Origin of the sequence: Vreelandella hamiltonii, assembly GCF_014651775.1 — a bacterium.
In the GTDB taxonomy this organism is placed as follows: domain Bacteria; phylum Pseudomonadota; class Gammaproteobacteria; order Pseudomonadales; family Halomonadaceae; genus Vreelandella; species Vreelandella hamiltonii.
Genome location: NZ_BMXN01000007.1, coordinates 49,071 through 62,229, shown reverse-complemented (window position 1 = coordinate 62,229; position 13,159 = coordinate 49,071). Strand labels below are relative to the sequence as shown.

General features: G+C 62.4%; 14 protein-coding genes. 5 read left to right on the top strand and 9 right to left on the bottom strand.

What is annotated here, in order from left to right; translation table 11 throughout:
• The first annotated feature begins 78 nt into the window (after window positions 1-78).
• On the top strand, window positions 79-1,737 hold the full coding sequence (gene pgi / locus IE091_RS08375) for a glucose-6-phosphate isomerase (RefSeq protein WP_189463396.1): 1,659 nt from the start codon (window positions 79-81) through the stop codon (window positions 1,735-1,737).
• Window positions 1,738-1,825: 88 nt separating this feature from the next.
• Window positions 1,826-2,206 carry a gamma-glutamylcyclotransferase family protein gene (locus IE091_RS08370; RefSeq protein WP_189463395.1) on the top strand — a complete coding sequence of 127 codons (381 nt, stop codon included), beginning with the start codon at window positions 1,826-1,828 and terminating at the stop codon, window positions 2,204-2,206.
• On the opposite strand, the gene IE091_RS08365 is transcribed toward IE091_RS08370, so the two are convergent.
• Entirely contained in the window at window positions 2,184-2,348 is a 165-nt protein-coding gene (locus IE091_RS08365; RefSeq protein WP_229800787.1) for an isochorismatase, read from the bottom strand. The two genes, IE091_RS08370 and IE091_RS08365, sit on opposite strands and share 23 nt — an antisense overlap.
• Before the next feature lie 139 nt (window positions 2,349-2,487).
• Between IE091_RS08365 and IE091_RS08360 the strand changes: the two genes are divergently transcribed.
• Both IE091_RS08360 and IE091_RS08355 read left to right on the top strand, forming a co-directional pair.
• Entirely contained in the window at window positions 2,488-3,567 is a 1,080-nt protein-coding gene (locus tag IE091_RS08360; protein ID WP_189463393.1) for a PA0069 family radical SAM protein, read from the top strand.
• A gap of 38 nt (window positions 3,568-3,605) precedes the next feature.
• A complete protein-coding gene (locus IE091_RS08355; protein WP_081135084.1) occupies window positions 3,606-3,902 on the top strand; it encodes a winged helix-turn-helix domain-containing protein in 297 nt (98 codons plus the stop codon).
• Here IE091_RS08355 and IE091_RS08350 read toward each other — a convergent pair.
• The 4 genes from IE091_RS08350 to coxB form a co-directional block, all read right to left on the bottom strand.
• On the bottom strand, window positions 3,820-6,045 hold the full coding sequence (locus IE091_RS08350; RefSeq protein ID WP_229800791.1) for a heavy metal translocating P-type ATPase: 2,226 nt from the start codon (window positions 6,043-6,045) through the stop codon (window positions 3,820-3,822). The genes IE091_RS08355 and IE091_RS08350 overlap by 83 nt on opposite strands.
• 79 nt (window positions 6,046-6,124) lie before the next feature.
• Window positions 6,125-6,481 carry a hypothetical protein gene (locus tag IE091_RS08345; protein ID WP_189463391.1) on the bottom strand — a complete coding sequence of 119 codons (357 nt, stop codon included), beginning with the start codon at window positions 6,479-6,481 and terminating at the stop codon, window positions 6,125-6,127.
• Between the two features lie 4 nt (window positions 6,482-6,485).
• A complete protein-coding gene (ctaD, locus tag IE091_RS08340) occupies window positions 6,486-9,011 on the bottom strand; it encodes a cytochrome c oxidase subunit I (protein WP_039179483.1) in 2,526 nt (841 codons plus the stop codon).
• A complete protein-coding gene (gene coxB / locus IE091_RS08335; RefSeq protein ID WP_189463390.1) occupies window positions 9,008-10,069 on the bottom strand; it encodes a cytochrome c oxidase subunit II in 1,062 nt (353 codons plus the stop codon). Before coxB ends, ctaD begins: the two co-directional genes overlap by 4 nt.
• A 37-nt stretch (window positions 10,070-10,106) precedes the next feature.
• Here coxB and IE091_RS08330 point away from each other — a divergent pair, with 37 nt between their 5' ends.
• Window positions 10,107-10,565 carry a DUF2231 domain-containing protein gene (locus IE091_RS08330; RefSeq protein ID WP_016914243.1) on the top strand — a complete coding sequence of 153 codons (459 nt, stop codon included), beginning with the start codon at window positions 10,107-10,109 and terminating at the stop codon, window positions 10,563-10,565.
• Between the two features lie 21 nt (window positions 10,566-10,586).
• Here IE091_RS08330 and IE091_RS08325 read toward each other — a convergent pair whose 3' ends face one another.
• From IE091_RS08325 to IE091_RS08310, 4 genes are all read right to left on the bottom strand, one after another.
• Window positions 10,587-11,012 carry a CopD family protein gene (locus tag IE091_RS08325; RefSeq protein ID WP_039179477.1) on the bottom strand — a complete coding sequence of 142 codons (426 nt, stop codon included), beginning with the start codon at window positions 11,010-11,012 and terminating at the stop codon, window positions 10,587-10,589.
• Between the two features lie 82 nt (window positions 11,013-11,094).
• On the bottom strand, window positions 11,095-11,961 hold the full coding sequence (locus IE091_RS08320; protein ID WP_189463389.1) for a DUF2797 domain-containing protein: 867 nt from the start codon (window positions 11,959-11,961) through the stop codon (window positions 11,095-11,097).
• Window positions 11,945-12,229 (bottom strand): YeaC family protein, encoded by a 285-nt coding sequence (locus IE091_RS08315; RefSeq protein ID WP_026001740.1) that lies wholly within the window; start codon window positions 12,227-12,229, stop codon window positions 11,945-11,947. Before IE091_RS08315 ends, IE091_RS08320 begins: the two co-directional genes overlap by 17 nt.
• Window positions 12,230-12,254: 25 nt before the next feature.
• The gene (locus IE091_RS08310) at window positions 12,255-13,106 is read right to left on the bottom strand and encodes a rhomboid family intramembrane serine protease (protein ID WP_189463388.1); all 852 of its coding nucleotides are present in this window, start codon (window positions 13,104-13,106) and stop codon (window positions 12,255-12,257) included.
• Between the last annotated feature and the right edge of the window lie 53 nt (window positions 13,107-13,159).

The following is a 13,159-nucleotide window of genomic DNA, read 5'->3' as shown; positions in this document are numbered from 1 at the left end:
TACATAAACAAGAATCACGATTGGAGGCACGCCCTCTGATTCGGAACAACGATGTAAAAACAAATAGGACCGCCCGTTATGTTTCAACTCACCCGCAGCGTTACTTGGCAGGCCCTGGAGCGCCTGCGCGATCAAACCGCCAACGATCGCATTCGCGACTATTTTTCCCACGACCCTAAGCGCTTCGAAAAAATGAGCCTGCGTGTCGGAGGCCTTTTTCTGGACTACTCCAAGCACCAGGTGTCTGATGCGGTACTGGCCAAGCTGATCGAACTGGCCGACCACTCGGCCCTGGTACAGCGCCGCGCTCAGATGTTCTCCGGCGACATCATCAACGTCACCGAAAACCGCCCGGTACTGCACACCGCGCTACGCCATTTGGGCGACGAGCCGGTCTACGTGGACGGCGAAGACGTGATGCCCGAAATCACCCGCACCCGCGAGCAGATCAAGGTGTTCTCCGAGGCAGTGCGTAACGGCGAGTGGAAAGGCTATAACGGCCAGCGTATCAAGGACGTGGTCAATATCGGCATTGGCGGCTCGGACCTGGGCCCCAACATGGCGGTGCGGGCGCTGCTGAAATACCGGCATCCGGAGCTGCACTTCCACTTCGTGTCCAACGTGGACGGCACTCACATTCAGAAGGTGCTCTCACGGCTCGACCCCGCCACCACGCTGTTCATCGTTTCTACCAAGACCTTCTCCACTCAGGAGACCCTGCTCAACGCCAAGACTGCGCGGCGCTGGTTCCTGGAGAACGCCGGGGAAGACGCCGACGTGGGGGCGCACTTCATTGCCGCCTCCACCAACCGCAAAGCGGCCATGGAGTTCGGCATTCGTGAAGAGAACGTGTTCGAATTCTGGGCCTGGGTGGGCGGGCGCTACTCCATGTGGTCTTCCATTGGCCTGCCCATTGCGCTCTCGATTGGCTTCGAAGGCTTTATCGAGCTGCTGGAAGGCGCCCACGAGATGGACCGCCACTTCATCGAAGCGCCGTTCGCCCAGAACATGCCCGTATTGATGGCGCTGATCGGCATTTGGTATATCAACTTCATTGGCGCCGAAACCCAGGCCATCGTGCCCTACGACCAGGCGCTGAACCAGCTGCCCTCTTTCCTGCAGCAGCTGGACATGGAGTCCAACGGCAAGTCGGTGGATATTTTCGGCCACCCGGTGAATTACAAGACAGGCCCCATCGTGTGGGGGCAAACCGGCTCCAACGGCCAGCACGCGTTCTTCCAGCTGCTGCACCAGGGCACCCGCTACGTGCCCATCGACTTCATCGCTTCGCTCAAGCCGGAGCCGGGCGTGGAAGACCACCACTTTGCCCTGCTCACCAACATGCTGGCCCAGGCCAACGCCTTCATGGAAGGCAGCCAGGGCGACAGCAAAGAACTGAGCCAACTGGACCCGTACAGCTGCCCCGGCAACCGCCCTTCCAGCACGCTGCTGCTGGACGAGCTGACTCCGAAGAACCTCGGCGCGCTGATTGCGCTGTATGAGCACAAGGTGTTCGTTCAGGGCGTGATCTGGAATATCAACTCCTTCGACCAGTGGGGCGTGCAGCTCGGCAAACGCATTGCCGGTGAGATCAGCGAGCGCATCGACGCCAACGCCGCCGACTTCGACGCCTCCACCCAGGGCCTGCTGGAACTCGTCCGAGCCCACTTCCCGGGCACCTCACACCGCACAGACCCCGAAGCCGGAGACAAAAAGCCCGCTCGCAAGAAGCGGTAGGCTTATGGCTCAGTAAGCAAAGCGCCTCGGCAACCTGCCCAGGCGCTTTCGCAATGGCTCGTCTCATGTTTTACAAGGTGTGAACGTCATGCAGCATCTACAACAGGCAATCCAACGCTGCTCCCGCGTGGCGGTATACGGCACGTTAAAGCACGGTCATCGCAATCATCATTGGCTGGGCGGCGCAGACATGCTGGGCCAGGACTGCTTAACGTCGATTACGCTTTACGACCTGGGCCCCTACCCCGGCGCCAAGCTCATGCCCTCCACAGGCGTTTTGGTGGAAGTGTATGCCATTGATGTCGAGCGGCTAGCCCGGCTCGATGAGCTGGAAGATTACCTGCACCACTCTCCGACAGAGGGGATGTACGACCGGACGGTGCTGGCGACCTCTCATGGCGATGCCTGGTGCTACCTCTACAACCCCGCCGTCGAGGAAGCATCGCTCATTCGCCGCGGCGAGTGGTAAACCGCGCCAGCGCTCCTTGCGTATCCACGATCTGCGCATACTCCCCCGCCAGATTGGCCAGCGACATGGCGTGCACCTCATTGGCAGTACGCTCCGTGCCCGCATAATCGCACTTGGCAAACGTAAACGTCGCGTCGCTCACGACCCAGGTATCGAAACCGAGATTGCCTGCGGTGCGCAAACAGTTGATGGCGCACCGATGTCCCTTGCTTGCAGAGCATGACAAACACCCTATACTGTATGGATACACATACCTCAGGTAGCTCAGCGCGAGGCTCCCGATGACGCCCCATAACCTTCCTCTATCCGCCGTGCATAAAGGTCGCGGTGCCACGTACGACCCCCATAACCGTTTTTCACCGACCCGCAGCGTCATGGAGGACGATGGCTGGTGGCAAGAGGAAGCTCGCCCATCGCTGGCTACCGAAGTGCGCGAAGAGCCCAGCAAAAGCGCGCTTTCCTGGAACCGCTCACCCGATCTGCCCTTTGACCGCTCCCTGAACCCTTATCGTGGCTGCGAACATGGCTGCGTGTATTGCTATGCCCGCCCTTCCCACGCCTATTGGGACCTGTCGCCGGGGCTCGATTTTGAAACCCGACTGATCGCCCGCAGCGGCCTGGTCGAGCACCTAAAACAGGAGCTTTGCCATCCGCAGTATGTCTGCCGCCCTATCAACCTGTCTGGCAACACCGACTGCTACCAGCCGCTGGAAGCCACTTACCAGACGACCCGGCGCCTGCTGGAGCTGCTGCTGGCCTGTCGCCACCCGGTCACCCTGGTGACCAAGAGCACACTGGTTCTTCGCGACCTGGACCTGTTGGCGGAAATGGCGGAGCACCGTTTGGTGCGGGTATTCGTCAGCCTGACCAGCCTGGACGCCAACCTCAAGCGCACGCTGGAGCCTCGGGCGGCATCGCCCCAGGCACGTTTGAGAGCCATTCGCGAGCTGAACACGGCAGGCATACCGGTAGGCACGCTGGTGTCACCGATCATCCCGGGACTCACCGACCATGAAATCGAGCGCATCCTCGAAGCGGCCAGCCGGGCGGGGGCGCGTACCGCGACCTGGATGCTGCTGCGACTGCCCCATGAAGTCGCCCCTCTGTTCGAAGCCTGGCTGAACGCCCATTACCCGGAACGTGCCGCCAAGGTCATGAGCTTGATGCGCCAGTGTCGAGGCGGCCAGAACTACGATGCACGGTTTGGTAAGCGCTTTCGTGGGGAAGGGGTCTTTGCCGACCTGATCGCCCAGCGTTTCCAGCGCGCCAGCCGTCAATGGAACATGCAATCGCGCACCGAGCAGGGCTTGAACACCCGCGACTTTCGACCACCGCGGGCACAGGGGGACTTATTTGATTAGACTGCTGGAGTACACATCACCAAGAAGACGCCCTCGCTATGTCGCTCAGTAAAACAAAATCCAGCTTTTACCGCCGCCTATACGTGGCCCACTTGATCGAACAAGGCATTTCCAGCGTGCCTGCGCTGATGGAAGCCACCGGCATGCCCAGGCGCACGGCTCAGGATACCATCGCCTCGCTGAGCGAACTGGACATCGAGTGCGTGTTCGAAAAAGGCGACGGCGAGCGCCATAACATCGGCCACTACGTCATCAAGCAGTGGGGCGCGATCGATCCGCGCTGGGTGGCGCAACATGCTCAGCGGCTGGGTGAGGCGTTGGGCTACCGTGAGTAGGCCCAAGCGCATCGGGCTCGGCCCAGGTCAGCCTCGCGGCGTTGAGTGTGACGCTGAGGGAACTGGCGGCCATGGCCAGCACGGCGACCAGCGGGGGAATGGCCATGGTGACCACCAACCCCAGCGCCAGAGTGTTATAGAGCGCCGATAACAGCAGGTTTTGGACCATGATGCGACGCGTTCGCTGGGCAACGCTCAACAGCCTGGCGACCCCCGCAATACCAGGATACAGCAGTTGCGCAGCGGCCCCTTCCCGGGCAGCGTCGCTGGCGTGCAGCGGGGCCACGCCCACCGCTGCTGCTGCCAGGCTCAGCGTGTCGTTGACCCCATCTCCCACGTACAGCGTGGGTGATGGCAGCGCCTCCAGCAGGCGTGCCTTGGCCTCCGGGGAGCGCTGGGCATAGCAAGCTTCCCGCGATAGACCAACACGCTGGCCCAGCCACTGCACCGGGCCCTGGCGATCTCCGCTGATCAGCGCCAGCACGTAACCGGCGCTCTGCAGCTGGGCAAGCGTGGCCTGGGCATCCGGCACGGGCTGGTCGGCCAGGTACAGGGTGGCCAGCCATCCTTGCTCATCCGCCACCAGCACCTCGGATGCAAAGCCATATGCCGGGTGCTTTGCATCGGCGGGGATCTCCTTGCCCTGCTGGGCCAGCCACGCGTTACTGCCCAGCCACCAGGTGTGGCCATCGGCGAATGTGATGGTTTGCCCGGCCCCCGGCGTTTCATGAACCTCCACCTGATCCCGCGAGGTGCCGCTTGCCCAGTGGCGCAGTCCGTTCGCCAGCGGGTGTTCACTCTGCCTGACTGCCACGGCCAACTGTAGGCGAAACCCTGCGTCGTCAGCCCCCTCGCGCAGCATCGCGTGCAGCACGCGATGCTGCCCCTGGGTCAAAGTACCGGTCTTGTCGAACGCCACCGAGCGCACCTTGGCCAACACTTCCAGCGCGGCGGGGTCGCGCAGCGCAATACCCTGCTGGGTGGCCTGGCTGCTGCCCGCCAGGCTTGCCAGCGGCACAGCCAGACCCACGGCGCAGGGGCAGGCCACCACCAGCACCGAGAGCGCGCGCACGCTCGCCTCGTCCCACCCCACGCCCATCAGCCAGGCAATGGGCAGAGTCACTGCCGCCAACACCAGCGCGGCGGGGCTCAGCCAGGCGGCAAACCGTTCGGCCAGGGTGTGCAGCTCGCCTTTTTGCGTTTGAAAGCGACGCATCTGGTCACACAGTTTGTCCATTCGCCGCTGGCCCGCCGTGGCGGTCACGGTCAGTTCCAGCGAGCCGCCCTGCCCACCGCGGCCCATAAAACGACAGCCTGCATACACTGGCTGCCCGGCACCCACGAAGCGCGGCTGGCTTTCACCGGACAGCGTGGCGGTGTCCAGCCAGCCGTCGGTCTCCAGGGTGCCATCCAGCGGCACCACGTCGCCTGGGGCAACGGCAATGCGCTGGCCCAGCGTGACCTCCTCGATGGCGGTTTCCTGAACCTGCCCTTGATGCAGCACCTGCACCGACGTATCGGGCAGCGCCAGCGCATCGAAGGCTTTCAAGCCCCGCTGACGACACAGCGTTTCGACCAGTCGCCCCACCAATAGCAGGACGATCAGCATCACCGCCGTATCGAAATAGACCTCTACCGAGCCACGCCACAAAAGGCCCAGCGATACCACCACGGCGCCCAGGACGCCCAGGCTCACCAGCACGTCCATGCCGGGCCGCCTTGCCCGCAGTGTGCGCCAGCCCGCCCGGTAGAAAGGCAGCCCGGCATAGCTCACCACGGGAATCGCAAAGGCACCCGACACCCAGGCCAGCACGCTCTCCAGCGCGGCCGTGGGCATGGCCCCGGCGTAGATCAGCAGCGAGGCCAGCATGGTCCACATGCCGAAAACCGAGCCGACGATCAAGCGCAGGGTCAAGTAACGGCTTTCCTGCTCCAGCCGGGCATGGGCGTCCTGCAGGTCTTCCAACGGCGCCAGCCGATAGCCCAGCCGCGCCACGTTGGGCGCCAGTGCGTCCAGCGCCGTGGCATCGGGCTCACCCTTCACCCACACGGTGGCGGTCGGGTAGTGAACGCTGGCGTCGAGCACGCCCGGCTGCTGTTTGAGCGCTCCTTCCACCGCCAGCGCACAGCTGGTGCACCACATGCCGTGCAGCGTATACAGCGGTGCTTCCAGGCCGTCGAGTTGGGCCGCGTGCGTGGCCGATGCGTCGCTCAAGGCCACGTTACACGCAAGGCGGAATGCCTATGATCGGCAGCGCCACGAACACCACGCTAAGCGCGGAGAACAGATACAGCCCCGCCGAGACCACGGCATTGAACCGAGCACGCCCCTGGTGGTGCTGACCTGCTTGCCAGCACCACCAGGTAAGCGCCGTCAGCAGCGCGGTCGTGACGAGACTCAGCAGCAGCATCCAGCCATTGAGCAGCGTGAACACGCCACGCTCCGTGGCGGGGGCCGCCACCTCGCAGGCCACGGCGTGGCCTCCATAAACGGCGATGAACCAGATGCACCATACGGTCAGGCCCACCACGAAGTGGATGGGATGCGTCAACCTCAAGCGCTCGAGTAAAGGTGACATGGCCTCAACCTCCAATGACGCGGGGCAACACAGCGAGTGAGCCCACCAGGATCCAGAACACCACGGCGTTGTAGCGCCACAGCTGTACCACCACGGCAGGTTCGAACGGCGCGTGGGCACCCACGTAGCCGTAGCGCACCCGCAGCGCCTGCATGACCGTCAGCACGACCGCCAGTCCACCGTGGAACAGGGCATAAATCAGGCCCAACAGCAGCACGGCATCGTGGGTGGTCTCGGTGGGAGCCAAATCGGCGGCCAGCATCACCCAGGTGGTCACGGCCACCTGAACGGCTCCCAGCGCACCGGCCAGATAGAAACCGCTGGCAAGCCCGGCATCCTGCTGGCGGCGCAGCCCGCGAATCATTTTGACCATCACGATGTAGCCCGCCGTCATGGCCAGAGCCGCTACCACCAGCCCCACCAACGACAGTGGCGATGTGTCGGGCATGCTCCACTCCGGGGAGACGGTCCACAGATAGAACCAGCCAAACAGGTACGAGAGGAAGAACGAGCCGTTGGCAATCAGGAAGGTGCCCATGGCCCACACACCCGGGCCATCCATGGTGCGAGAGTGCAGCGGCGGGTCACCGGGTGACACATCGGCATCCGGCGAGGCCTTGGGATGCGCGCCGTTCTCCCAGGACCAGCGCAGCAGGAACACCCCGGCAATCAGCACGAAGACACCGGCCAGCGCATAGACCCGCACCAGCAGGCTGATACACACCACCGCCAACGCCATGGCAGCAAACAGCGGCCACCAGGAGTTACCCGGCAGGTGAATGATTTCACGCACCTTGCCGGAGATAGGGTCAGTGCCCCACATCTCACGCCGCCCGTGGGTGGCCACCGCCAGCGAGTGCTTCCCTTCTGCCATGGTGACAGGCAGGTTGGGGTCATCCCACAGGGGGTGACGGGTTTCGATCTTGGGCAGGCTGACGAAGTTGTAGGCACTGGGCGGCATGGTGTTGGCCCACTCCAGCGTATCGGCGTTCCAGGGGTTCTGCTTGGCGGGTTTGCCAAAGCGGAAGTGCAGCGCAATATCCAGCAGCACCATGGCAATACCGGCAGACATGACGAAGCTGCTGACCGACGAAAGCAGGTTGTAGATATCCCAGCCCATGCCGGTATCGTAGGTGTAGACCCGGCGCGGCATCCCCAGAAGCCCAGTCCAGTGCATGATCAGGAAAGTGCCGTTGAAGCCCAGGAACGTCAGCCAGAAACCCCAGCGGCCCAGGTTCTCAGAGGGCATGCGCCCAGAAAACAGCGGCAGCCAGTAGTAGAGCCCGGCAATCAGCGGGAAGAACATGCCCCCCACCAGCACGTAGTGCATGTGCGCCACCACGAAGTGGGTATCGTGCACCTGCCAGTTGAACGGCACCAGCGCCAGCATGACCCCAGTCAAGCCACCGCAGACAAAGATGATCAGAAAGCCCAGCACCCACAGCATGGGCAGCTTCATTTTGGGCTTGCCCAGCCATAGCGTGGCCAGCCACACGAACACCTGAATGGCCGTGGGCACTGCCACCAGCATGCTGGCCGCCGAGAAGAAGGCTTGCGCCAGCTGGGGAATGCCCACGGTGAACATGTGGTGAACCCACAGGCCGAAGCTGATGAACCCCGTGACGATAATGGCAAAGACCACCCAGCCGTAGCCGACGATGGGCCTGCCGGCGAAGACTGGAATCAGGGTCGAGATGATCCCCGCCGCCGGGAGGAAGATAATATAGACCTCAGGATGTCCGAACAGCCAGAACAAGTGCTGCCACAGAATCGGATCGCCACCACTGGCCACCTCGAAAAACGGCATGCCGACGGCGCGCTCCAGTTCCAGCATGACACTGGCCAGAATCAGCGGCGGAAAGCCCACCACGATCATCAGCGCCATGGCGAGGATGTACCAGGCAAACAGCGGCATTTTATGCAGCGCCATGCCCTGGGTACGTGTGCGCAAGATGGAGACGACGATTTCCACCCCGGCAGAAAGCGCCGAGATTTCCACGAAGGTAATCCCCAACAGCCAGAAATCAGGGCCGAGGTCAGGGGAAAACTCGCTGCTGCTGAGCGGGGTATACATGAACCAGCCGCTGGAAGGAGCGATTTCCAGAATCAGGCTGGAGGTCAGAATGATGCCGCCGAACAGGTAACACCAGTAGCCCAGCGAGGTCAGCCGTGGGCATACCAGGTCTCGCGCGCCGATCATCTTGGGGATCATGTAGATCGCCAAGCCCTCCAGCATGGGGATGGCGAACAGGAACATCATGACCGTGCCATGCATGGTCGTGACCTGATTGTAGATATCCGGCGACATGAAATCCTGATCGGGCATGGCCAGCTGGGTACGCACCAGCATGGCCAGGATGCCGCCGATCAGGAAAAACACCATCCCGGTGATCATGAAACGCAGGCCCAGCGTCGTATGGTTGACGATGGTCAGTGCCTTCAACCCCTTGGGGTTGCCCCAGATATCGTGCAGGTCTTCGTGGAGCTGCTTCGGGTCCTGCTCAACGGCTTTTTGACTAACGCTACTCATGGGTTCAAGGTCTCCAACCAAGCACCCAGGCTGTCCAGGGTGTCCGTGTCGATATCATCGTGGGACGGCATCAGGTTACCGGGCTTCAGCGTCTGATGATGCTGCAGCCACTGGCTGATGGCGCCATCGTCCATGGCCATCACGCCAGCGCCCAGCGTCGCTCGGCTGCCCACGTCGGAAAGGTCGGGCCCCAGCGTGCCACCACTGACCCCGGCCACCGTATGGCAGCTGGCACAGTGGGTCATGAACGCGCTGCGCGCCTCGTCGTCGGCGGCATTGGCCGTAGCCGCTGCTGCCAGCGCGTCCTGCTGGCGCTCGGCCAGCCAGGCGTCGTACTCTTCCCGGGGCAGGGCTTCGACGAACAGGTGCATATGGGCATGCCCGATGCCACACAGCTCGGCGCATTGGGCACCGAAGACGGCAGGAATGTCTGCCTGCAGGCGAATGCGGTTTTCCCGGCCGGGAATCATGTCGACCTTGCCGCCCAGACGCGGGATCCAGAAACCATGGATGACGTCGGCGCCGGTCACGTGGAAGTCCACCGGCTCGCCGACCGGCATCACCAGATGGTTGGCGGTGACCACCTCGCCGCCTTCGGCATTGGGGTAGCGCACTTCGAACCACCACTGGTGGCCGATGACTTCGATCACCTCGCCGGGTTCGCCAATGGCCAGCATGCGCTGACCGGCGGGCACGCCAAAGGCGAGCAGCGCCACGATGCTGGCCACGGGCAGCAGGATACCGCCGCCCAGAATCCAGTGGCGAGCCACCTTGCGCTCCTGGGAAGGCGTGCGGGTGACGTCCCTAGGCTTGAAGGCAAACAGCCACAGCCCCGTGATGACCGCCAGCACCACGGTGCTGAAGGTCAACATGATCCACCAAATCAGGGCAACATCTCGTGCAGCCTGCCCAGCGGGGTCTAGAATGGACTTATCGCCCGCACAGCCAGCGGTCAACAGGGCCAGTCCGAGAACCGCCAAAATGGCTATCCGGTTGACCCGCCGACCCGTAACGCGTTGAATGTTGGGCGAGGCTATATTGCTGTTGCGTTCCCTCATATGCTGTTTCCCTTTAGTCTGCCCACAGGAAGTGACCATGGCGCCAACTCCCCAACGTTCGATCAAAAGCCGAGCCTCTTTGGCTGGCCACCCGCTGCACCCCGTAATGATTCACTTCCCCGTTGCAGCCCTGATGGCCCTGGTGGCAAGCGACCTGGCCTACTGGTATACCGAAGACCCCTTCTGGATGCGCAGCGGCCTGTGGCTGGCGGGCGTCGGCGCCTTTGGCGGCTGGGTCGCCTCGATAGCCGGTATCATCGATCTGGTCACGGTGTCGCGCATTCGGCGTCTGATTACCGGCTGGAGCCACGCCATCGTGGCGGTGGTGATGCTCTCGCTGGCGTCGTTCAACTGGCTGCTGCGCTTCAACGAGCCCGACGCGATCCTGCCCTGGGGGCTGGCGGTATCGCTGCTGACCGGAGGACTGATTGCGCTGGCCGGCTGGCTGGGCGGCCAACTGGTTTATGAACACGCCGTGGGCGTGGATGTCGACTGACCACCTGCTCATGGGCATCGGCTAACTCCAATCAAGTGGTTTGGCCAGCACGAAGCCCAGTACGGCCAGAATACCCGCCACTGCCAGCAACAGCGCCAGCAGGTTGGCGGGTTTCACACCGCGATAGATGCCCATTTCCAGACGTAGAATCAGCCAGCCAAAACAGCCATGGGCAGCCACCATGGCGACCACCGCAGCCAGCTTGAAGATCAGCCACCCACCCATTAGCCCGTGAAGCAGGAACAGCAGCGTGCCCGACGCAATGGCCAGCAGCGCCGCAGGGGTGGCAACGGAGTTGTAGAAGTAGCGCGGCATGGGCGGTGAGCCCTGCGCAAATCCAGCGTCCTTGCGCAGCTGAAGGGCGTGACTCAGCAGCGCAGGTAAGTAAAGCAGCGAACCGCACCAGATAACCAGTGCGGCAATGTGAAGCAATTTTAGCCAGGGCATTGCGGCTTCCTTGCGTTGCATTGGGCAGGGGGAGAAATAACTCCGTTAACCTTAGACAACACTGGCCACTCTGGCTAGGCGTTTAGCTAACGATAATCTCGTAACCCGTGAATTTACGAAGATTTATCACGCCGGTATCGAGTATCAGATACTGCCCTTTCACGCCCTGCAAGACACCCTCTACCTGTGGCTGCTTATCGAAATTGTGCGACACCACCTTGCGTGGAAAAGCCTCCACCGGGTAGTGGAAGTGGTAAGGCGTTTCATCCAGTTCACGAATGGCATCCTCACCGTGCACCTGGCGCAGTTGCGCCAGCCCATCGGCCAATACGCTCAACAGACGGTCTCGCTCTGCACACAGGTCCAGCGTGGCCACCTCGCCTTTCAGCATCGCCCGCCAGTTGGTGCGGTCGGCGACCTGCCCCTTGAACAGCATTTCGACCATGCCGGACTGCTGCCGCGTATCGACCTCCAGAATGGGCAGCGCCTGAATGGCCCCTTGATCCAACCAGCGGGTGGGCATCTGGGTTTTGCGGGTGATGCCCACCTTCAGCCCCGAGGAGTTGGCAAGATAAACGATATGGGGCTGGAAACAGTGGGCCTCGCCCCACTCGGGTTCGCGGCAGGTGCCCTGGTAGTAGTGGCAGGTTTCCGGCTTCATGATGCAGGTATCGCACTGGGCCAAGCGCTTGAAACACGGGTAGCAATACCCCTGAGCAAAGCTCTTGTTGGTGGCGCGCCCGCAGTGAGTGCAGGCAATGGCCCCGCTCCAGTGCAGGCGTATGAACGACCCCACCCGCTCGTTCAGGCCAACCCGATGCTCCCCGGCACGCAGGTGGTACACCACCTCGGCATCCTTGCGGCCTGGCACACTGGCCGCCATTTTCTGCAGACACCCCTGCACCGGCGTAGCATCGGTGGCAAACAAATCATCAGTCACGGGTGGCATCCCGAGCCAGGCCTGCCATTTCCGGGCTGACGCCCGCCCCCGTGGCACCCGCCCCACAGGTGCGGCGCTCCAGGTAACCCACCCGATTGGCTTCGGGCACGTTGTTTTCCATTTCATAGCGCATCACCGCCTCCAGGCAGAGCTCGGTCTGCTCGGCAGTCAGGCGACGTCCATCCGGCCACTTGCGCAGGGCAACCGCCTGCTTGAGGCTTTCATAGATGGTGGGCGTCATTTGATGAATCATCTTGTCGAACGTCATGTCACTCACGGTCAGCACCTCTTTTGCGGGTTGCTCAAAGCTTTTTGAAGCGGGAAGAATAATACCAGCCGGTTGCCAGCCCCACGAGCAGGCCACCCAAATGCGCCTCGTTGGCAACGTTGCCAAAGCCCACGGTGCCTGCAATGCCGGTCATGGTAAAGACCATCCAGCCCAGCATGAAGACCACCAGCATTTGCGGCACGAAAAAACCGCTGCCTGGGGCACGCCGGGACATCAGCCACACATGCGCCAAAAGCGCATAGACGACCCCGGACATGCCACCAAACAGCACCGTGCCGGTCATGTACTGGGCAAGGTTAGCTCCGATGCCCGCCAGCAACAGCAATAGCAGCATCGTTTTGCTGCCCTGGCGCCGTTCGATCTGCTGGCCGAAATACCACACCCACATCAGGTTGAAGATCAGGTGCATCCAGCCAAAGTGGAGAAAAGCCGGTGACAGCAGGCGCCACACCTGACCACTGAGCAAGGTATCGGGCAGCGAACCGTAGACCAGTTGCCCCCCAGAGACACCCACCGGCACGATGGTCAAAGAGACGATCAACAGGTCGCCCCAGATCCCGGTCAATGCAAATACGGCCAGACTGATCAGAATCATCAGCGCCGTCACCGGTACTTGTCGCAGAGTCGCGACCAGCCCTTGGGTGGGCAGCGAGCGCTTGGGTGGCGCAGCGTCGCTGATCAGCTCGTCGCCTCGCTCCCAGCGAGCCACCAGGGCACGGAGCTCATCGTATTGGCGCGGGTCAGCCACCCAGAGGAGCTGGCCGTCTTCTTCATCGGTGATGCGATGGCCTATCCGGTAATGCCATAGGGCCTTGCGCAGCGCTTGAGTGTCTGCATCGGGGGGCAAGAGCATGACGGGGTGCATGACATCTTCCTTTTAACCAGTGGTCATGACGCTTACGCGCACGTTTGCCATCG

Coding starts and splice junctions, on each gene's coding strand:
- pgi (WP_189463396.1), top strand. CDS start 79: ATGTTTCAACTCACCCGCAGCGTTACTTGGCAGGCCCTGGAGCGCCTG.
- IE091_RS08370 (WP_189463395.1), top strand. CDS start 1,826: ATGCAGCATCTACAACAGGCAATCCAACGCTGCTCCCGCGTGGCGGTA.
- IE091_RS08360 (WP_189463393.1), top strand. CDS start 2,488: ATGACGCCCCATAACCTTCCTCTATCCGCCGTGCATAAAGGTCGCGGT.
- IE091_RS08355 (WP_081135084.1), top strand. CDS start 3,606: ATGTCGCTCAGTAAAACAAAATCCAGCTTTTACCGCCGCCTATACGTG.
- IE091_RS08350 (WP_229800791.1), bottom strand. CDS start 6,045: ATGTGGTGCACCAGCTGTGCGCTGGCGGTGGAAGGAGCGCTCAAACAG.
- IE091_RS08345 (WP_189463391.1), bottom strand. CDS start 6,481: ATGTCACCTTTACTCGAGCGCTTGAGGTTGACGCATCCCATCCACTTC.
- ctaD (WP_039179483.1), bottom strand. CDS start 9,011: ATGAGTAGCGTTAGTCAAAAAGCCGTTGAGCAGGACCCGAAGCAGCTC.
- coxB (WP_189463390.1), bottom strand. CDS start 10,069: ATGAGGGAACGCAACAGCAATATAGCCTCGCCCAACATTCAACGCGTT.
- IE091_RS08330 (WP_016914243.1), top strand. CDS start 10,107: ATGGCGCCAACTCCCCAACGTTCGATCAAAAGCCGAGCCTCTTTGGCT.
- IE091_RS08325 (WP_039179477.1), bottom strand. CDS start 11,012: ATGCCCTGGCTAAAATTGCTTCACATTGCCGCACTGGTTATCTGGTGC.
- IE091_RS08320 (WP_189463389.1), bottom strand. CDS start 11,961: ATGCCACCCGTGACTGATGATTTGTTTGCCACCGATGCTACGCCGGTG.
- IE091_RS08310 (WP_189463388.1), bottom strand. CDS start 13,106: ATGCACCCCGTCATGCTCTTGCCCCCCGATGCAGACACTCAAGCGCTG.